This window comes from Sulfurospirillum multivorans DSM 12446 (genome assembly GCF_000568815.1).
Classification (GTDB): domain Bacteria; phylum Campylobacterota; class Campylobacteria; order Campylobacterales; family Sulfurospirillaceae; genus Sulfurospirillum; species Sulfurospirillum multivorans.
Genome location: NZ_CP007201.1, coordinates 2,224,961 through 2,243,827, shown reverse-complemented (window position 1 = coordinate 2,243,827; position 18,867 = coordinate 2,224,961). Strand labels below are relative to the sequence as shown.

Genomic DNA, 18,867 nt, shown 5'->3' with positions numbered 1-18,867 from the left:
CTATCTCACAATGGTGCTCCGGCGAGCATAGCTAGGGAAGCTTATTTAGTTTTGAGAGATTGAATGAAAAAGGGGCTTATAGCTCAGGTGGTTAGAGCGTACCCCTGATAAGGGTAAGGTCAGAGGTTCGAGTCCTCTTAAGCCCACCATGGGGAATTAGCTCAGCTGGGAGAGCGCCTGCTTTGCACGCAGGAGGTCAGCGGTTCGATCCCCGCTATTCTCCACCATTTTAATGGACATTGTAGAAGAGATTAAGAAGTTTAATATCAGTCTTTAGCAATAAAGGAAGATTGATATTAGACTTTTTTAGTCTAACACGACCTCAAAGGTTGTGCTTTAGTGTTTAGGGATCAACGAATTTATTCGTTGGAATTTGAGCATTAGATATGTTATTTAATTTATTATTGTCAAAGTCAACAAAACGCAAAAAAAACAATTTACAACTTGTTTAATGTTTAATTACATTTAATAAGGGAGTGAAATGTGCATTAGAATACAAATAGGTAAGCTATTAAGAGCGAATGGTGGATGCCTAGGCTGTAAGAGGCGATGAAGGACGTACTAGACTGCGAAAAGTCACGGGGAGCTGTCAAGAAGCTTTGATCCGTAAATTTCCGAATGGGGCAACCCAGCTGACAGTAATGTCAGTTACCCTGCGGGGAGCGAACCTGGTGAAGTGAAACATCTCAGTAGCCAGAGGAAGAGAAATCAAATAGAGATTCCGATAGTAGCGGCGAGCGAACTTGGAAGAGGGCAAACCTGTTGCTTGCAACAGGGGTTGTAGGACTGCGTTGTAGAATGATGATAGGTAGTAGAGTAACCTGGAAAGGTTAACCATAGCGGGTGATAGTCCCATATACGAAATCTAGATTCATCTTAGCAGTATCCTGAGTAGGGCGGAACACGTGGTATTCTGTCTGAAGCCGGGAGGACCACCTCCCAACCCTAAATACTACTTACAGACCGATAGTGAACCAGTACCGTGAGGGAAAGGTGAAAAGAACCCCAGTGAGGGGAGTGAAATAGAACCTGAAACCATTTGCTTACAATCATTCAGAGCCCTATGATTTATCAGGGTGATGGACTGCCTTTTGCATAATGAGCCTGCGAGTTGTGGTATCTGGCGAGGTTAAGAAAACTCGGAGCCGTAGCGAAAGCGAGTCTTAATAGGGCGAATTAGTCAGATGCTGCAGACCCGAAGCGAAGTGATCTATCCATGAGCAGGTTGAAGCTGGTGTAAGAGCTAGTGGAGGACCGAACTCGTTGACGTTGAAAAGTCCTGGGATGACTTGTGGATAGGGGTGAAAGGCCAATCAAACTTCGTGATAGCTGGTTCTCTCCGAAATATATTTAGGTATAGCGTCATGTTGTAATTATGGGGGGTAGAGCACTGATTGGGCTAGGGCCTATACCAAGGTACCAAACCCTGTCAAACTCCGAATACCCATAGTGTAATCATGGCAGTCAGGCGGCGGGTGATAAAATGCGTCGTCAAGAGGGGAACAACCCAGACTACCAGCTAAGGTCCCAAAGTGATAACTCAGTGGAAAACGATGTGGAGTTGCTCAAACAACCAGGAGGTTGGCTTAGAAGCAGCCATCCTTTAAAGAAAGCGTAACAGCTCACTGGTCTAGCGATTCTGCGCGGAAAATATAACGGGGCTAAAGTTATCCACCGAAGCTGTAGATTCTATTTTTAATAGAGTGGTAGGAGAGCGTTCTAGTCAGCATTGAAGGTGTACCGGTAAGGAGCGCTGGAGCGGCTAGAAGTGAGTATGCAGGCATGAGTAGCGATAAAACGGGTGAGAATCCCGTTCGCCGAAAACCCAAGGTTTCCTACGCGATGTTCGTCATCGTAGGGTTAGTCGGGACCTAAGTCGAGTCCGAAAGGGGTAGACGATGGAAAGTTGGTTAATATTCCAACACCAATTATAGAGCGCGATGGAAGGACGCTTAGGGCTAAACGAGGCAACTGATGGAATAGTTGTTCGAAGGGTGTAGATTAGATTACAGGCAAATCCGTAATCTTTTATTCGAGACCTGACAGGCACTTGATGCTCTTCGGAGTGGATGGTGAATCGTTGATGCCGTCGAGCCAAGAAAAGTTTCTAAGTATATCTGTAATTGCTCGTACCGTAAACCGACACAGGTGGGTGAGATGAGTATTCTAAGGCGCGTGGAAGAATTCTGGTTAAGGAACTCTGCAAAATAGCACCGTATCTTCGGTATAAGGTGTGCCTCCTTCTGTATAGAGACTTGCTCTCGAAAGCGGAAAAGGTTGCAACAAAGAGTCCCTCCCGACTGTTTACCAAAAACACAGCACTCTGCTAACTCGTAAGAGGATGTATAGGGTGTGACGCCTGCCCGGTGCTGGAAGGTTAATTGATGGTGTTAGCGCAAGCGAAGCTCTTGATCGAAGCCCCAGTAAACGGCGGCCGTAACTATAACGGTCCTAAGGTAGCGAAATTCCTTGTCGATTAAATATCGACCTGCATGAATGGCGTAACGAGATGGGAGCTGTCTCGACCAGAAATCCAGTGAAATTGTAGTGGAGGTGAAAATTCCTCCTACCCGCGGCAAGACGGAAAGACCCCGTGGACCTTTACTATAGCTTGACACTGCTGTTGGGATAAAGATGTGCAGGATAGGTGGGAGGCTTTGAGAGTATGACGCCAGTTGTACTTGAGCCATTGTTGAGATACCACTCTTCTTTATTCTGATAGCTAACTGGGACATATTATCTATGTTCAGGACAATGTCTGGTGGGTAGTTTGACTGGGGCGGTCGCCTCCTAAAAAGTAACGGAGGCTTACAAAGGTTGGCTCAGAACGGTTGGAAATCGTTCGTAGAGTATAATGGCACAAGCCAGCTTGACTGTGAGACATACACGTCGAGCAGAGACGAAAGTCGGTCATAGTGATCCGGTGGTTCTGTGTGGAAGGGCCATCGCTCAAAGGATAAAAGGTACCCCGGGGATAACAGGCTGATCTCCCCCAAGAGCTCACATCGACGGGGAGGTTTGGCACCTCGATGTCGGCTCATCGCATCCTGGGGCTGGAGCAGGTCCCAAGGGTATGGCTGTTCGCCATTTAAAGCGGTACGCAAGCTGGGTTCAGAACGTCGTGAGACAGTTCGGTCCCTATCTGCCGTGGGCGTAGGAAAGTTGAGGAGAGTTAACCCTAGTACGAGAGGACCGGGTTGAACGAACCACTGGTGTACGGGTTGTTCTGCCAAGAGCATCGCCCGGTAGCTATGTTCGGATGTGATAACCGCTGAAAGCATCTAAGCGGGAAGCCAACTCCAAGATTAACTTTCCCTGAAGACCTCATGAAGACTACATGTTTGATAGGCTGGGTGTGTAATGGGTGAGAGCCCTTTAGCTGACCAGTACTAATAGGTCGTTTGGCTTACATATTATTACGTATGATAATGCTATTTCACTTCCTTATTAAGTGTAAAGCGCTTTGTTGACTAGACAATACTAAACTCACCAAAAGAATGGTGAATTAAGCCTATTTCGCTAAAATGCGACATAGATTTAATTCACGATTCTGGTGGCTATAGAGAAGAGGAAACGCCCTGTCCCATTTCGAACCAGGAAGCTAAGCTCTTCATCGCCGATAATACTCTCCCTTACTGGGATGGAAACGTAGGTCGCTGCTAGTTCCGTGATTCTTTATTCTTAGCTCTCCCTCATTTCGTCTTATACAAAGGCGGTCTTCCTTGGAAAAAAATCAATCAAAATCTTATTTATTTGCCATTAGTGCTGTTTTACTTTGGTCAACGGTTGCAAGTGCTTTTAAACTTACATTAGCCTATTTTGATGCGTTGCAACTTCTTCTTTATGCTTCATTTTTTTCATTATGCGTCTTTTTTACTGCTATGTGCTATCAAAAAAAATTTGACACACTTTTAATCTATTCAAAAAAAACCTATTTACAACTTGCATTGTTGGGCCTAATCAATCCATTTATATACTATCTAATCCTTTTTCGCGCCTATGAGCTTTTGCCTGCCCAAGAGGCACAGCCTATTAATTACACATGGGCATTGACATTGACGTATCTATCTGTGTTTATCTTAAAACAAAAATTGAGTCTCTATGATTTTCTAGCAGGGCTTATGTGTTACTGTGGCGTTTTAGTCATCTCGACACATGGTGATCTTTGGAATTTCTCGTTCACAAGCCCCACAGGTGTCTTTCTAGCGCTATTTTCGACGGTGTTATGGTCACTCTATTGGCTTTACAATACTAAATTACATGTAGACCCACTGGTTGGTCTTTTTATCAATTTTCTCTTTGGCGTTCCTGCTATTTTACTCTATGCTCTTGTAACGTCGCATCCTCTAACATTTAATCTTTATGGTTTTCTTGGTTCAATGTACATAGGAGTTTTTGAAATGGGCATTACCTTTATTTTGTGGTTACAAGCGATGAAACTAAGCACAAACACTGCAAAAATTGCAAATCTTATTTTTATCTCTCCTTTTTTGTCTCTATTGTTTATCTCTTTTTTTGTAGGCGAAACTATTCTCTTTTCTACCTTTATTGGGTTGATTTTTATTATAATGGGCTTATTGATCCAACAAAGAAAGAGAGTGATTCATAGATGAAAAAATGGTTTCAAATATTAATGATGGTTATGCTAAGTGTTCTTTCTTTAAAAGCCGAATTTTTGGGAATAGAGCGCCAAAAAGCACTGAGGGAAAATAAACTCATTCTTTTAAGTATTGAAAAAGAGGGATGTCCGTATTGCATTAAGATGCAAAAAGATATTTTTGATGTACCAAAATTTAATCAGCGCATTGCTAAAAACTATTTACATGTAAGCATTAATGGAGAAGATCCTACATTGCCACAAGCGTTACATGTAAAGTATTTTCCTACTAATTTGATTTTATCGCCCCGTGATCTTAGCATCATCGATGAATTTGCAGGCTACAGTGATCCTGCAAGTTTTATAGAGCTGCTCGATATAGTATACGCGCAAGAGTTTAAGTAAATTTAGAATATTTCACGATTAAATAAGCAATCAATGTTGCAAACACTAAGCGTAATCCTACGATAAGCCAAGGATTTGCCCCAAAAATGACAAAAAGAAGTGTGTCCTCAATAATCGCATGAGCGATCATTAAATAGGTTCCAATAAAAAGAATTTCCTTTTTTTGTAAAACACCTTTTTCATATTCTGAAATCAAAATACCTGCACCATACGTAATTCCTAAAATCACACCTACTGTGATCGAAAAACCACTGTTAACTTTGTGTGAATGCTTTTCAATAATAGCGAGTGATTTGATAAAGTCAAGAAAAAAGATGAGCAGTGTGACCAATGCAATGACTTTGAGTGATAGCGAAAGGGATTCATACAGCGAATTTTGCAACAGATCAAAGAGCGATTGGTACACAGGCTGTTCTGTTGTTATCGTTTCTTGGATAATATTGCTTGAAAACCAACTTTGAGGCAGTTTTGAAGTGAGTCCTCCAACCAATAAGCCCACGCTCAGTCGTAAAAGAATGGAGTAGATTCTTGAAAGTCCTAATCGTTTCATAATTTCTGTTTCAACAATAAGTGAATGCGCTATCCCTAAAAAGAGAGCTAAAACCGTCCATTCTTTAGCCCCAAGTCCCAGTGGCGCTGCAAACGCAATGGCAGCATAAAGATTGAGAAAGAGACCACTGACAATGGCAAGTGCCGCTTCTTGAGGAAGCCCCAAGAGTGCAACAAGCGGTTTAAAGATAAAGGTAATGTGAGAGAGAAGGTTATAGTAAAAGAGAACATCCGCCAAAATGTAAATAGGAACAATCAGTTTGAGGATCGTCCATGAACTTTTTAGGGATGTTTTGAGAGATTTTTGAACGCTAAATGACATTTTGGCTCTTTTTTTAATACGTAATTTATATTAGCTAAGCTATAATACCGACCTCAAAAGAGAAATGTGCGCTCGTAGCTCAGCTGGATAGAGCATCGGTTTGCGGTACCGGAGGTCAGGGATTCGAATTCCTTCGGGCGCACCACTTCGTTTAAAACGTCTCTTCGAACAACCTGTACTTCGTTTTTTGTAATCCTAATTCTTCATAAGATTTTTGTGTTGCTTTATCATCTTTATGTACATAAAGTCTGATGCCACATACGTCGTAATGCTCTTTGGCTAATACTTTTGCTTTATCTAAAAGTGCATCGTGAATCTCTTTTTCATGCTCATGGTCCGTGACAAAAATACTCTGAATGCAGTAATAAGCACCGTTATTCCAATCACTCCACTCTCTCGTGATCATAGCCAATCCAACAATGACATTTTCAATGGTGGCAATGATATAAAACCCATTATGGAATTTTGCAAAGACTTGATGAACACCTTCTGTGGTGAGGGCGAGAGGAACATTTTTATTGACAGTTTCTTTGGCAAAAAGAACGTTAAACGTTGCGATCTCTTTGGCATCATCCCTTGTGGCAATACGAACGATAAGATTTTCTAGCATGGTTTCTCCTTTTTTTGGGTTTGTAACATCACATCAACAATTTCTTTTGCGCCACCTTTTTGAATCATCTGCATTAAGCGCTGTGACGTGCTGAGCAGATCAAGCTGTTGGATTTGTTCTAACAGTGCTTTTGGCTCAAAGGCACTGCTTTGTGAAAGGATGAGCGCTACGTTTTGATCGGCGAGTGCTTTAGCGTTAAAATACTGATGATTGGCGGCTGCATGAGGCAAGGGAATAAACAGAGCAGGCACACCTGCTGCGCAAAGCTCCCAGAGGGTACTTGCACCTGAGCGACTAATGGCAAAATCTGCCAAAGCTAGTTTTGCAGGGATCTCTTTGGAAAAATCGAACACATCCGCAGGTATGCCTGCATGAACGTAAAATGCTTTCATCGCTTCAAACTCTTTTTGCCCTGTTTGGTGAATAATCGCAATACCCTCTTGGTGGAACAAGGGTGCCATTTTTTGCGCAAGAGCATTGATAAACGAAGCACCTTGGCTTCCACCCAAAAAGATTATTGTTTTAAGCGTTGTGCGTTCTCTTTGAATCGTAAAGAAGGCTTCACTTACAGGATAACTCGTATGTATCGCCTTTGGATCGTACGAGCTAAAAAAAGCTTTGCAAAACGGACGTAGGAGCGAATTGAGTTTCCCTTGAATGGCATTTTGTTCATGAATGTACAAAGGGATACCGCATAGGAGTGCACCAAAGGATGCAGGAGCCGCTGAATAGCCACCTACAGAAAAGAGAGCATCAATTTGATGTTTTTTAAAAAGTGTTTTACATGTAAAGGCGGAACGAAGAATGCAGAAGAGAACAAGGAGCTTACGAACCCCTTTTTTATTGACAACGCCTTGACTCTCAAGAAAGTAGGTTTTTTCAAAACCAGCATCGTGTTCAAACCATGCTTTATCTTGTCCTGCTGTGGAGCCAATGTAAATAGGCTTAATACCACGTCTGTTGAGCTCTTCTTTAATCGCACGCGCAATAACCAAATGCCCACCTGTGCCTCCACCCGTTATTGCGATCATAATTTTGCCTTTTTGCTGATCATCAGCACCATCCCAATGCCTACAGAGAGCGCTAAAATGGCGCTTCCTCCGTAGCTGATAAAGGGAACGGAAATACCTTTGATTGGAGTAATGGAAGTAATGCCATACGCATTCATCAAAAAGGAGAAAACAATTAAAAGTCCGATGCCTAAGGAGAAGAGGTAGTAGACCTTATTGGTACTTCGACTCGCAATTTTAAAGATGCGGTAAATAATGGTGATGATCACAAGCGTAAGGATTGTTACACCAAGCGCTCCAAGCTCTTCAGCAATGCCGGCAAGTGCAAAGTCAGTATGCACTTCACTGAGATAGCCTAGTTTAAACATGCCGTTTCCAATGCCTTCACCAAAAAGTCCACCGTGCTTAATCGCATTAAGTGAGTGTGAGATTTGGTATGGCTCAGGGGCATCTTCCACGCGAAGTACCGCAGCAATATTTTCAGGAAAAAGTGAGAGAACCATATTTTGAATCGTTGCCCACCATGTTTTAATCCTAATAATACGGTGCGTGGAGCTAAAAATAGCGATGAGAAAGACAAAAATAGAGCCTAGCATCGCGAGCATAAAAAGTTGTAGACTAGTTCCTGCAAAAAATGCCATAACTGCAAGGGTGAGCGCGAGAACCACCACTTGTCCGAGGTCATTTTGCATCACGGCGATCAGATAAATCACCAAGACAAAAACGGCTAAATAAGGCAAAATAAGCGTCATTTCTTCTTTGAGTGTTTTTTTATTATTATTGAGTTTTCGTGCAAAACTCCACGCCAAAAAGTAGACAAAACCAATTTTGAAAAACTCAACGGGTGCGAGTGAAAATCCAGGAAGCCTGATCCACCGTTTTGCGCCTCCCGCGGAGGTAACTAAGGACTCGGGGAGGTAGTGCATCACGCCCATCAAAAAAAGGCAACTGAAAAAAATGGTAAAGCCGATATGGATGAGAAATTTGTCAGGATCTATCTGTGAAAGAGCCCACATAATGGTGATGCAGACCATACCCACAGCAAATTGTCGAATAAAAAAATGGTACTCAGAATAGTCAAAGAAGAGTGTTGTAAACACGGGCAGAGACAGTGAAAAAACAATGCCTACAAAGATGGCAAAGGAACAAAGTGAAAAAAGTATTTTATCTGTTTGCATGGTTTCTTAGTGTATGATTTTGGGATTTTTGTGATTGTACATTAAAATAGATTAAACCTAATTATTGAGTAATTTGGAATACAATTTGCTTATATGAAGTATCTTATCAAGAAAGGCTAAAAATGGGTTTTGTGACCTCTAAATCAAATACACTTTTAGAAGCAGGTCTTAACGCAAGAGCTATGAGACAAGATCTCGTCTCTAGTAATATTGCTAACATTGACACCCCTTTTTATAAAGCACGCGATGTTGATTTTGAAACAGCCTTGATTGAGAAGAAAAAAGAGATTTATGGTGAAAACAGCGCTGCAACAAAGCTTGAAATGGCGCAAACCGATGCGTCACACCTCAGTGGAACCAGCGGTTTTGATAGCTCAAAATCAACGGTTTATTTAAGAGATGGACATATGGCCAGGAACGATGGCAATACGGTCGATTTAGATGTAGAGACATCGGAGTTAGGTAAAAATGCAATGATGTTTAATGCGCTTGCATCAGGGCTACAAAAGAATGGTTTGATTTTTAAAAGCGTTATTGAATATTCGTCTAAAATATAAGGAAATACCATGGCCTATTTAAGCAGTTTTGATATTAGCAGTTACGGACTCTCTGCACAACGTTTTCGTATGGATGTGATCAGCTCCAACATTGCCAATGCCAACACAACACGTACGAGCGAAGGTGGACCTTATCAGCGTAAAGATGTTGTCTTTAAAGCGATTGATTTTAAAAAAACCTTAAATGCCAAAATTGCCAGTGATAACAACATGCTAGAGTACGAAAACCCCTTGGATGACCCATTCTTGCAAGAGGATGCCAATCCTGCTATAATGAGCGTTAAAGTGGATAAAGTCGTGCGCGATGAGAGTGAATTTAGATACAAATATGAGCCTTCACATCCGGATGCCAATGAAGAGGGTTATGTCGCTTATCCAAACATCAATCCTGTCATTGAGATGGCGAACCTTGTTGAAGCAACTCGCGCATACCAAGCAAACGTTTCCGCATTTCAGAGTGCAAAATCTATTGCACAAAGTGCGATTGATATTTTAAAAGGATAAGGTAAATGGCCAGTACAATTGATACCCTTACAGCATTAACCAATACATCCAATACTACGGTTGCAAAGACAGATACCACCAGTAGTGATTTTTCAAAAATTTTACAAGATTCTCTTGAAGAGATTAACGACACCCAAGTCAAAGGTGATAAAGCAATGGCGGATCTTGCGACGGGTGAAGTCAAAGATTTGCACCAAGCAGCTATTGCTATTAACAAAGCAGAAACGAGTATGAAAATGATGTTAGAAATTCGTAACAAAGCTCTCAGCGCTTATAAAGAGATCTCGAAGACACAGATTTAAGTTTTGCCGTTTACATGGAACAATCTGACGCAAAAAAAATCAAAATCCTCTTCCTATTTGTTGTTGTTCTCCTTGGATTTCTCATCTTTCTTGGAACCCTTTTTTATTGGGCAACACTGGATCGAAGACTTCCAAGATTAGAGCACAGTGAAGTTAATCACGCCCTTCGTGGTAATATCATTAGTGCGGATGGCTTCAAAATCGCTACGAGTCAAAAACTCTACAAAGCACTTGTGGATACACGCAACATTGATCCTAAAAAGTTTGACCTCTTTGTTAAACTCTATTCGCTTTACAGTGGGGATGACCCAAAAGCCGTTGCTGCAACCTTACATGCCAATGTCGGCAGTACGGTGTTGTCTTACCGCATTGACTCCAAGAGTGCCAAATACCTTCAAGAACTTTCACGAAAGCTTTATAGGTTGGGGGTATTTAAAAGCTATGAAGACCCCAAAACAGGTGTGGCATTTTTACATGGTCTGAGTGTTATTGAAAGTGGTGAAGACAGGCTCTATCCGTCCGTTGATTCGGTCACGCCCATTATTGGGTATGTGAAGAAAATGGAGCAAAAAAGCATTACAAAAACGACAGGAGTCAAAGGCATTGAGCGCTTTTACGAGGATAAACTCTCTTCGGTGCAAGACTCTTTGTTAATTGGTTCACGCGATATCTCCAATGCGATTATTTTGGATGGCAATAGTATCTCTTCTCGCCGTTATGATGGGTATGATGTTCATTTGACAGTTTCTTTAAAAATGCAAAAAATCATTGAGAGTGTCTTAGATAAATATCAAAAAAACCTGGAGGCGAAAGAGATTCTTGCTGCAGTAATTAACAGTGAAACGGGCGAGTTTGTTACTTTAGCATCAAGTAATCGTTTTAATCCTGATTTCATTGAAAAGAAAGATTACGGGGCGCTCAATATCTCAGCAATTGAGTACATTTATGAGCCAGGTTCCGTTATGAAAAGTATTACCTTTGCGCTCCTTCTTAAGGCGAATAAAATCAATCCGTATGACATTATCAATGTCTATGGTGGAAGTTATAAGTTAGGCAGTAAAATCATCAGAGATACCCATAAAGCAGATTCACTCAGTGCGGAAGATATTATCGTCTATTCCAGCAACGTTGGAACCGCACAGATCGCTCAAAAGCTTGACCCGATAGAGTTTTATCAAGGGCTTAAGGATTTTGGATTTTCGGTCAGAAGTGGCATCGATCTTCCGTTTGAAAACCCGGGCGTTATTCCTGCGCTTAACCGCTTTAATTCACCGATTTACAAAGCAACCGTGGGCTATGGCTATGGTATGAACGCAACATTCATCCAAGTTATTAAGGCGTACAACGCGTTTAATAACAATGGAAGACTCCTCAACCTCTCTTTGGTGAAAAAACTCGTCTCTCCCACAGGGCAAGAGCTGTTTCCTGAAAAAGTTCCTGAGGTGCAAGTCATCCCCGTTTCCGTGGCAAAACGTATGCAGAAGATTTTGATTAAAGTCGTTCAACAAGGTACGGGTACGGGAACGAAAATGGAAGGCTTGGAAGTAGGAGGCAAAACAGGAACGGCACACATCGCCGAAGATGGCGAGTATGTGCGAATCTATAACGGTTCGTTCTTTGGTTTTGTCAACGATAAAAAGAACAAATACACCGTTGGGGTACTGGTACGCGAAGCGAAGAAAAAACATGCGTATTTCGCGGCGCAAAGTGCGGTGCCTGTTTTTAAAGAGATCATCGAGAAACTGGTCGATAACGGCTATTTAACCCCATCCGCCGAGATTCAAAACACACCTTAGTCAATTAAGCCTTTAATGCACTCCACAAACGCCTCATCATCATTGGGGCATTTTGCCACGATATAGCGTTCAAATCCAAGTCGGTGCGCAAGCTCGGCATACTCCATACTGAGTTCAAACTCTGTTTCAGAATTATCAATCGTAAACGAGATCGGAACAATGAGCGCATTTTTATTTTCAAGCGTTGAGAGTTTTTCCTCCATCGAAGGCTCAAGCCATTTAACCGGTCCAAGCTTCGACTGATAGGCTAAATGTACCTCTTTAAACTGCACACCTTCTTCGTGTAAAAGTTGTTCAACAAGCTTTACATGTAACGTTATTTCTCTCTGATACGGATCGCCATTCGCGATGATCTCTTGAGGCAGAGAGTGCGCGGAGAAGATGAGCTCCATCTGCGTTGGATCATTCGCTCCTAACGCTTCTTTGATCTTTTTCACCAAAAGGCGGTTATATCTTTCGTTCTCAAAAAAACGATCAATCACGCGAATACGCGCTTTAAAGTCCAATGCTTTCGCCACTTTCATAAAATCTTCCACCGAAGACTTGGTCGTCGTGGTCGAGTAGTGCGGATACAGTGGCAACAAGATAACCTCTTCAATTCCCTTGGCTTTGAGCTCCTCAATCAACGCATCACAAAAGGGAGGCGTGTAGCGCATCGCAAAGTTTACATGTAAAGCTGGAAGTGCGCTTTGTAGCTTTGCTACCAGGTGTTTGGTGTAGCCGACTAAAGGCGATTTGCCTCCGAGTTTGGCGTAGTTGGCTTGGGCTTTTTTGGTACGTGTTGAGGTGATCATAAAAGCGATAAAACGGCGTAAAAGAGCGCTCTTTACGGTGATGATATTGGCGTCATTGAACATATTGGATAAAAAAACTTTGACTTCATCAAGGTTATTGGGTCCTCCCATATTGAGTAGGACAAGCGCTTTTTGCATAGTGAACCTTTTCCATAAAATAGATTCTATTGTACTTTAGTGTTGCTAAAGAGCGCTTTACATGTAAAAAGTGTTGGAACGATTAAGCGGTGCTGTGGTATGTTTTTGTATGGTATTTCCAAAGAAACAGGGTGAATCGATGAAAAAATATATGGCAAGTTTTCTTTTTTGTGCGATGAACGTAATGGCTGAGTGTTCCTTGTCTTCAAACGCCTTGATCGCAAGAAAGGGCGAAGTGACCGATACCAAAACAGGACTTATCTGGAGTCGATGCTCCTTAGGTCAAGTGTGGCACAAGAGCAAAGGGTGTGTTGGTGATGTAGAGCTTTTAAGACGTAATGAGGCAGAAGAGCGTGTGCGTTCGCTTGGAACAAAGTGGCGCTTGCCGAGTATTGATGAGCTATTAACCCTTGTGGAACCTCGGTGTAAAAGCCCGATGATCAATGCCAAATTTTTTGGCAAAGTGTATAATTTTACAGGTGAGGGTGCGATTTATCTTAGTTCTTCGATTTACCTTGAGGGTGATGAGGTCATGCCAACGCTTTTTTATACGATAGATTTGATGAACGGTGGCGTAGATGCCCATACCAAAAGTTTTGTGGGAGCCGTGCGGTTGGTGCGTTAGAGTTTTTTAAGAGAAATGGCATGGCACAAATGTTTTTCATCTTTAGAGACACGAGCGCATTTTTCGCAGATAAATTTTGGTTTTGAGACGATCTTGATGATTTTTTTGGCATACGTTTTGACGTCCTCTTTTTTAAGAGAACAGAGTTGTTTGATTTTCATGCTCGCTCCTTTTACATGTAAGAGTGTAGCATGAAATCAAACAGAGTGTCCTTTAAAAAGCAGTTACACAGCGCCCATAATTTTTTTGGAACTTTCACCTTTGTGGCTGAGTATCTCTTCAAAACTCATCGCTTTTGCCGCACAATCAGTCTTTAAAAGTCCTTCATACAGCACGTCGATTTTCTTCTTGTTGTCAAGCTTTTTGAGCTCACTTTTATCGAGTCCTGAGAGGTCTAACAGTTCATTCCAAACAGAGCTTTCTGCCAAAGAGTACGCATGAATCGTGACACCTTCATAAGTAAATGTGCCATTTTTATCCAAATCGGTGATATACAGCACGACCAATGTTGCAGGGGTAAAAAAGGCTTTGTAACGCGCAAAAAAGGCTTCAAAATGTAAAATACTCTCTAATTCAGCGGAGAAAAAAGTGACACTAGCCTCATCTGCAACTAACAAAACTTGTTTCGCTTGCACTTTGGGTGGTAAGATGCGATCAGGGGAGAGCTGTTTTCCCTCTTCTACGATCAAAGCGCCTCGGTAACCGACTAAACCATTGCCGATTTCCCCATTAAAGGAAGGCTGCCACGCTAAATTATTCTCTTTAATAAACTGCAAAATCGACATGTGTATCCTTTATGTGTGATGAAGATGTTATACAAGAAGTATTCCGTGAGGTTTGAGGTGTAAACGATACAAGATTTTGTTAGATATAAAAAAAGTGGCAAGGAACCTTGCCACTTTATCATGAAGCTTTACGATGGATAATGCGTGGTACAACATTAGGTTGAAATGTTTCAATCAAAAGTTCATAGTAGGTTTGGATGTGGTATCCCAAACCTCTATAAAACAACGACTGAGCATTGTTTTGTACATCCACTGTCCACGATGTCATCCAAGGGGCTAAATGTATCGCTATAAACTGGCTAATATGTTTTGCAAAAGCATCACTTTGTGCCGCACTTTTAAGCAGTAAACTTAAAAATTCCAATTGAGTGGCGATGTGGTCGGCGGGCTCCTGTATTAGACGTGTCGTTTGAAATGAAAACGCATCATAAACTGCTTGGACATCATCGCTCTCTTGTGTAAAAATTTCACCCGATGACTCAAGGTAAAAAGATGCATAAGGCGGTGCTTTCAAAAATTCTTCATCGCATAGAAAAAGGCGTGTAAAATCAGCCGCAATCGTATCGCTACTCTCCTCACCATGGGAGCGTTTCCATAACATTGTTCCTTGTTCACAGGTTGGTGTTTGCGTATCTATAAACCACTCTTCTAAAACGTGATTTTCTTTAAGCATTTGCCATGTTTTAGCATCAGGAGGTGACGCTAGGAATTGTGCAAAAACATTTGCGGCAAGGCTTAGTGTTGTATAATCCATTCTAGACTCCTTATCCAATAAAAAAATGCGTTGTAATCAGCCCGTAAAATGCAACTCTAGTTGCTAAAACGCCTATAAAAACAATGACAAGAGAGAGCTTTGACATGTTACATGTAAAGCTCTCTGGAAGTAAGTCTTTGTAGATATTAAGCATCAGCGCAAGACCTGCTAAAATCAACCCACCACCTACAAAACAACCATAATAACCATGCATCAAATCAAATACATTTGCGATAGCATCAATGTGTACTTCTGCATTATGGAGCGTGTAAAGAAGCAGTGCCAGTGCAAATAAAACAAACCCACCTATACTCACCAGTGATGAAAGTGCAATTTCTTTAGTGACTTCAGCAAAAAATGCACGATAGGTAAATCCACCCAAGAGCAAAGCGGAGGCACAGAACAATAAAAAGGTTAATCCAAAGCTCCATGTTGGAACAATTTGTACCATAGAACCATAGATACCACTCATGGCAAACAGTGTCAAAAAGCCCACAAAAGGGAGCGCATAAATAGCTATTAAGGAACCTCTCAACATAACAAGGATACCAAGAAGTGCCATAATGCCAATACCTAAAATCTCTAAAGGTAGCCATGAAACAATCCATGTTCCATTTTGGCTAAATCCTGCCATGCGGAGTATCATATACGGAGCATGCAAAGGATCACCCAAGTGAAAGACCGAGGCGATAATACCAAAACATGTCAAAGCCAAAAAGAGTGCACCAAAGTTTTTACGTGAGTCTATTTTAGCATTAGAGCTGAGTTTTGTGCAAAGGGCATATACTAATGAAAGACCCACGGCAGCTTGCGCAACAACCGTAAAAAATACCAGTGGCAATTCGCCTATGATAATATTAGACAATGTCATAAGAGACCTCCGAAAGAGTTTGTGGCAGATGGGCAGTTCCATTGCCTTTATTGGATGGTTGAGCATTTTTTTCAGGTTTGATGCATAAATTTGGTCGGGTAATTTCATAAGCTGGCAATGGAGCAACACCAGCGATATGGCCGTGTTTTTCACGCAATTCACTGATAGGCCCTGCCTCAATAGCACGGAAAGGACAAGCATCAACACAAATAGGCATCATCCCCTCATCCAAGCGCTCTTGACACCCATTACATTTACTCATATGTCCTGTGTGTTCATTAAATTGAGGTGCGCCATAAGGACAAGCCATTGCACAGGATTTACATCCGATGCATTTGCTTGTATCGACATCCACAATGCCATAATCTCCCATATGCATCGCTCCAGTTGGGCACGCTTTTGTACAGGCAGGATCATCACAATGGTTACATGCAATAGAACTGTAATAGGCAAAAACATTGAAAGGCTGTAAAAGGTTGTTTTCATTTTTAACCCAACTACCACCTTCGTATTCACTCACACGACGGTAACTGACACCGATGGGTGAATCATGGTAATCTTTACAGGCTAATTGACATGTGCGGCATCCCACACAACGAGTTTGATCAAGATAAAATCCAAAATGTTTATTTTTTTCCATAATTTTTCCCTCTACGCTTTTTTAATCTCAACCAAAATGGAGTGTTGAGGATTGCCTTTGGCAATAGCAGATGGCTCATGTGTGGTCAGTGAATTGATACATCCACCAACATCAATGCCATTTTTCATCTTATACCAACCGCCTTGTGGACATGAAGTCACGCCTGGCATGATTTTTGGAGTTACTTTAGCCACGATACTCATCGTGCCATATTGGTTATAAACAAGAACCTTGTCTCCTGTTTTAATATGGCGCTCTTTGGCATCAACAGGGTTTATCCACAGTTCATCTGGATTGATTTCACGAATAGGTGCACTCTCCCAAAAGCTAGAGTGTGTACGACCTTTGTAGTGGTAACCAAATATTTGAAGTGGGTATGTTTTGCGGGCAGGATCAAGTGGCCCGTCTTTTGCTTCTGTAAAAACAGGAAGAGGTGTGATTGTTTGACCCTCATGCAAAATCCATGTTTTTGCCATTTTATCAAGTGCTGTACTGAAAATCTCAATTTTGCCGGTGGGCGTTTTAAGCGGATTAGCAATAGGGTCTTGAACAAATTTTTCAAATCCAACAAGAGGCTTTTTATAACGAGGCAATTTTAAAATACCCATCTCTTTCATTTGCGCAAAGGTTGGCATCCCTTCTTTATCTTTAAATTTTACATCCCAAAGATGCTCTAACCACTCAACTTGCGTACGACCTTCGGTAAAAGCATTTTTGAGTGTTTCTCCACCCAATTTTTCAGCGAGTTTTGTACACATATCATAAATTGGCATACTTTCGCCCAAAGGCTCAATCGCTTTTTGAGAATAGACAATATACGGTCTATCATTTGAATAACCCGAACTTGAACGCACAAAATCTTCTTGTTCAAGCGGCGTGGCATCGGGAAGAATGATATCTGCAAAGCGGTTACTCGATGTTCGTGTAACATTCACATCAACAATAAACTCACATAAACTTTCATCCTCAAGAATCTTAGCGGTTTTGTTGGCATCGCTGTGTTGGTTGATGAGGCAGTTTCCACCTGTATTCCATAAGAATTTAATATTTTGTTTGAGTTGCGTTGTCTTTCGTACACCATCGGTGATGTCACGCATCTCTTTACCTCTTACGATGGCATCTGTCCATAAAAAGCAAGGAATAGCATCTTTGATAGGATTTTTATACGGTAGCGGTGCGGGTTCAATCCATCCAGTTGTGTGCTCTCTCGTACCAGGATTGGTACCAATAGAGCCTATGTTACCTGTCATGGCTGCTAGTGTTGCAATGGCTCGCGCGGCTTGTTCACCGTTAGATTGGCGTTGCGCACCCCATCCTTGCGCTATAAAACAGGGTTTTGTCGTAGCAATTTCACGTGCGAGGTTAATAATAGTTTGTGCAGCTATTTTGGTAATAGATTCCGCCCAAGCAGGTGTTTTTTCGGTCTTATCTTCCCCTCTACCCATAACATAATCTTCGTATGAGCCGTTTTTGGGTGCATCCTCAGGAAGGGTATCAGAACTAAATCCAACGCAATATTTGCTCAAAAAATCTTTATCGTGAAGGTCTTCGCTAATCATTACATGTGCCATCGCCGCAATGAGAGCACCATCAGTTCCTGGGGCTATTGGAATCCATTGATCACAGGCTCCGACTAAACTGTCAGAATAGCGTGGATCAATATGAATAATTTTAGCACCGCCTCGTTCAAGGGCACATTTATACGCATAACCAGTACCTCCACCACTCATTCTTGTTTCGACAGAATTATTACCAAACATAACCACAAGTTTTGCGTATTCAATATTCATAATATCACTGCCTCTACTTGTGCCATAAAAATGGTTCAAACCATCAGTGATTTGCGCTGTAGAGTAGCTGTTATAATAATTGAGATACCCACCAAAGAGTGAAAGAAGTCTTACCCAAGGACCAGCGGTACAACGGTTCATAATAGCACCGGTTGTTCCTGTCGCATAGGTTAAGTAAATCGCCTCATTGCCGTATTTTTCTTTAACCTCTTTCATTTTTGTAGCAATGGTTTCTAAGGCTTCATCCCACGATATACGGGCAAATTTTCCTTCGCCACGCTTACCAATTCGTTTGAGTGGGTATAAAAGCCTATTGGGATTGTACACACGATAACGATTTGATCGTCCTCTTAAACATGCTCTTACTTGGTGAGAGCCAAACTCATCACCACCTGTATTATCGGTTTCAATATGATCAATCTTCCCACCTTTGACAAAAACACGAACAGGGCATTTACTACCACAATTGATAGTACAACCTGCCCATTTGATTGAATCGTATTTTTTTGAAGATGGAACTGTTTTTACATCTTCAGCAATGGATGGAAGCGGTAAAATTGCACTGCTTGCAAGTCCTCCACCTAAAGCACCACTCCATTGCAAAAATCGTCGCCGACTAATTTCATACATAGGGTCTCCT

At 41.7% G+C, this 18,867-nt stretch carries 18 protein-coding genes, 3 tRNA genes and 2 rRNA genes; 12 read left to right on the top strand and 11 right to left on the bottom strand.

From position 1 onward, the window contains the following. Positions 1-72 precede the first annotated feature (72 nt). The 6 genes from SMUL_RS11635 (at position 73) to SMUL_RS11610 (ending at position 5,002) form a co-directional block, all read left to right on the top strand. A tRNA-Ile gene (locus SMUL_RS11635) sits at positions 73-149 on the top strand. Position 150: 1 nt separating this feature from the next. Then, positions 151-227 (top strand) — tRNA-Ala (locus SMUL_RS11630). A gap of 274 nt (positions 228-501) precedes the next feature. Beyond that, a 23S ribosomal RNA gene (locus SMUL_RS11625) occupies positions 502-3,414 on the top strand. 135 nt (positions 3,415-3,549) lie between these two features. Beyond that, positions 3,550-3,665: ribosomal RNA gene (gene rrf / locus SMUL_RS11620) — 5S ribosomal RNA — on the top strand. Between the two features lie 57 nt (positions 3,666-3,722). Further along, positions 3,723-4,613, top strand: a complete 891-nt coding sequence (locus SMUL_RS11615) for a DMT family transporter (RefSeq protein WP_025345429.1) — start codon at positions 3,723-3,725, stop codon at positions 4,611-4,613. Next, positions 4,610-5,002, top strand: coding sequence for a thioredoxin fold domain-containing protein (locus SMUL_RS11610; protein ID WP_025345428.1), 393 nt, complete (start codon positions 4,610-4,612; stop codon positions 5,000-5,002). Before SMUL_RS11615 ends, SMUL_RS11610 begins: the two co-directional genes overlap by 4 nt. On the opposite strand, the gene SMUL_RS11605 is transcribed toward SMUL_RS11610, so the two are convergent. After that, positions 4,995-5,873: a hypothetical protein gene (locus tag SMUL_RS11605; protein WP_025345427.1), complete on the bottom strand. Its 879-nt coding sequence runs from the start codon at positions 5,871-5,873 to the stop codon at positions 4,995-4,997. The two genes, SMUL_RS11610 and SMUL_RS11605, sit on opposite strands and share 8 nt — an antisense overlap. Before the next feature lie 68 nt (positions 5,874-5,941). Here SMUL_RS11605 and SMUL_RS11600 point away from each other — a divergent pair. Then, positions 5,942-6,018 (top strand) — tRNA-Arg (locus SMUL_RS11600). Between the two features lie 6 nt (positions 6,019-6,024). Here SMUL_RS11600 and SMUL_RS11595 read toward each other — a convergent pair. The 3 genes from SMUL_RS11595 to SMUL_RS11585 are packed head-to-tail and all read right to left on the bottom strand — an operon-like array spanning position 6,025 to position 8,671. Further along, positions 6,025-6,483, bottom strand: coding sequence for a GNAT family N-acetyltransferase (locus SMUL_RS11595; protein WP_025345426.1), 459 nt, complete (start codon positions 6,481-6,483; stop codon positions 6,025-6,027). Further along, complete coding sequence (gene murG / locus SMUL_RS11590) at positions 6,477-7,514, bottom strand: undecaprenyldiphospho-muramoylpentapeptide beta-N-acetylglucosaminyltransferase (RefSeq protein ID WP_025345425.1); 1,038 nt, start codon at positions 7,512-7,514, stop codon at positions 6,477-6,479. The genes SMUL_RS11595 and murG overlap by 7 nt, the downstream gene beginning before the upstream one ends. Further along, entirely contained in the window at positions 7,511-8,671 is a 1,161-nt protein-coding gene (locus SMUL_RS11585) for an FtsW/RodA/SpoVE family cell cycle protein (protein ID WP_025345424.1), read from the bottom strand. Before SMUL_RS11585 ends, murG begins: the two co-directional genes overlap by 4 nt. A 122-nt stretch (positions 8,672-8,793) precedes the next feature. Between SMUL_RS11585 and flgB the strand changes: the two genes are divergently transcribed. From flgB to SMUL_RS11565, 4 genes are read left to right on the top strand one after another with little or no spacing between them, the layout of a single operon-like run. After that, positions 8,794-9,228 carry a flagellar basal body rod protein FlgB gene (flgB, locus tag SMUL_RS11580; protein ID WP_025345423.1) on the top strand — a complete coding sequence of 145 codons (435 nt, stop codon included), beginning with the start codon at positions 8,794-8,796 and terminating at the stop codon, positions 9,226-9,228. Between the two features lie 9 nt (positions 9,229-9,237). Then, positions 9,238-9,732 carry a flagellar basal body rod protein FlgC gene (gene flgC, locus SMUL_RS11575; protein WP_025345422.1) on the top strand — a complete coding sequence of 165 codons (495 nt, stop codon included), beginning with the start codon at positions 9,238-9,240 and terminating at the stop codon, positions 9,730-9,732. 5 nt (positions 9,733-9,737) lie between these two features. Beyond that, the gene (gene fliE, locus SMUL_RS11570) at positions 9,738-10,034 is read left to right on the top strand and encodes a flagellar hook-basal body complex protein FliE (protein WP_025345421.1); all 297 of its coding nucleotides are present in this window, start codon (positions 9,738-9,740) and stop codon (positions 10,032-10,034) included. A gap of 14 nt (positions 10,035-10,048) precedes the next feature. Beyond that, on the top strand, positions 10,049-11,830 hold the full coding sequence (locus tag SMUL_RS11565; protein ID WP_025345420.1) for a peptidoglycan D,D-transpeptidase FtsI family protein: 1,782 nt from the start codon (positions 10,049-10,051) through the stop codon (positions 11,828-11,830). On the opposite strand, the gene hemH is transcribed toward SMUL_RS11565, so the two are convergent. Beyond that, positions 11,827-12,762, bottom strand: a complete 936-nt coding sequence (hemH, locus tag SMUL_RS11560; protein ID WP_025345419.1) for a ferrochelatase — start codon at positions 12,760-12,762, stop codon at positions 11,827-11,829. The genes SMUL_RS11565 and hemH overlap by 4 nt on opposite strands. A 139-nt stretch (positions 12,763-12,901) precedes the next feature. Between hemH and SMUL_RS11555 the strand changes: the two genes are divergently transcribed. Next, positions 12,902-13,387, top strand: a complete 486-nt coding sequence (locus tag SMUL_RS11555; RefSeq protein ID WP_025345418.1) for an Lcl C-terminal domain-containing protein — start codon at positions 12,902-12,904, stop codon at positions 13,385-13,387. On the opposite strand, the gene SMUL_RS17265 is transcribed toward SMUL_RS11555, so the two are convergent. From SMUL_RS17265 to SMUL_RS11530, 6 genes are all read right to left on the bottom strand, one after another. Further along, entirely contained in the window at positions 13,384-13,548 is a 165-nt protein-coding gene (locus tag SMUL_RS17265) for a hypothetical protein (protein ID WP_169730527.1), read from the bottom strand. The genes SMUL_RS11555 and SMUL_RS17265 overlap by 4 nt on opposite strands. A gap of 63 nt (positions 13,549-13,611) precedes the next feature. Continuing rightward, positions 13,612-14,172, bottom strand: coding sequence for a hypothetical protein (locus SMUL_RS11550; protein ID WP_025345417.1), 561 nt, complete (start codon positions 14,170-14,172; stop codon positions 13,612-13,614). A gap of 118 nt (positions 14,173-14,290) precedes the next feature. Beyond that, on the bottom strand, positions 14,291-14,926 hold the full coding sequence (locus SMUL_RS16740; protein ID WP_025345416.1) for a TorD/DmsD family molecular chaperone: 636 nt from the start codon (positions 14,924-14,926) through the stop codon (positions 14,291-14,293). Between the two features lie 10 nt (positions 14,927-14,936). Next, the gene (locus SMUL_RS11540) at positions 14,937-15,797 is read right to left on the bottom strand and encodes a DmsC/YnfH family molybdoenzyme membrane anchor subunit (RefSeq protein WP_025345415.1); all 861 of its coding nucleotides are present in this window, start codon (positions 15,795-15,797) and stop codon (positions 14,937-14,939) included. Next, entirely contained in the window at positions 15,784-16,437 is a 654-nt protein-coding gene (locus tag SMUL_RS11535) for a DMSO/selenate family reductase complex B subunit (protein WP_025345414.1), read from the bottom strand. Before SMUL_RS11535 ends, SMUL_RS11540 begins: the two co-directional genes overlap by 14 nt. A gap of 11 nt (positions 16,438-16,448) precedes the next feature. Further along, a complete protein-coding gene (locus tag SMUL_RS11530) occupies positions 16,449-18,857 on the bottom strand; it encodes a DMSO/selenate family reductase complex A subunit (RefSeq protein WP_038533359.1) in 2,409 nt (802 codons plus the stop codon). Positions 18,858-18,867: the final 10 nt, after the last annotated feature.

Coding starts and splice junctions, on each gene's coding strand:
- SMUL_RS11610 (WP_025345428.1), top strand. CDS start 4,610: ATGAAAAAATGGTTTCAAATATTAATGATGGTTATGCTAAGTGTTCTT.
- SMUL_RS11605 (WP_025345427.1), bottom strand. CDS start 5,873: ATGTCATTTAGCGTTCAAAAATCTCTCAAAACATCCCTAAAAAGTTCA.
- SMUL_RS11595 (WP_025345426.1), bottom strand. CDS start 6,483: ATGCTAGAAAATCTTATCGTTCGTATTGCCACAAGGGATGATGCCAAA.
- murG (WP_025345425.1), bottom strand. CDS start 7,514: ATGATCGCAATAACGGGTGGAGGCACAGGTGGGCATTTGGTTATTGCG.
- SMUL_RS11585 (WP_025345424.1), bottom strand. CDS start 8,671: ATGCAAACAGATAAAATACTTTTTTCACTTTGTTCCTTTGCCATCTTT.
- flgB (WP_025345423.1), top strand. CDS start 8,794: ATGGGTTTTGTGACCTCTAAATCAAATACACTTTTAGAAGCAGGTCTT.
- flgC (WP_025345422.1), top strand. CDS start 9,238: ATGGCCTATTTAAGCAGTTTTGATATTAGCAGTTACGGACTCTCTGCA.
- fliE (WP_025345421.1), top strand. CDS start 9,738: ATGGCCAGTACAATTGATACCCTTACAGCATTAACCAATACATCCAAT.
- SMUL_RS11565 (WP_025345420.1), top strand. CDS start 10,049: ATGGAACAATCTGACGCAAAAAAAATCAAAATCCTCTTCCTATTTGTT.
- hemH (WP_025345419.1), bottom strand. CDS start 12,762: ATGCAAAAAGCGCTTGTCCTACTCAATATGGGAGGACCCAATAACCTT.
- SMUL_RS11555 (WP_025345418.1), top strand. CDS start 12,902: ATGAAAAAATATATGGCAAGTTTTCTTTTTTGTGCGATGAACGTAATG.
- SMUL_RS17265 (WP_169730527.1), bottom strand. CDS start 13,548: ATGAAAATCAAACAACTCTGTTCTCTTAAAAAAGAGGACGTCAAAACG.
- SMUL_RS11550 (WP_025345417.1), bottom strand. CDS start 14,172: ATGTCGATTTTGCAGTTTATTAAAGAGAATAATTTAGCGTGGCAGCCT.
- SMUL_RS16740 (WP_025345416.1), bottom strand. CDS start 14,926: ATGGATTATACAACACTAAGCCTTGCCGCAAATGTTTTTGCACAATTC.
- SMUL_RS11540 (WP_025345415.1), bottom strand. CDS start 15,797: ATGACATTGTCTAATATTATCATAGGCGAATTGCCACTGGTATTTTTT.
- SMUL_RS11535 (WP_025345414.1), bottom strand. CDS start 16,437: ATGGAAAAAAATAAACATTTTGGATTTTATCTTGATCAAACTCGTTGT.
- SMUL_RS11530 (WP_038533359.1), bottom strand. CDS start 18,857: ATGTATGAAATTAGTCGGCGACGATTTTTGCAATGGAGTGGTGCTTTA.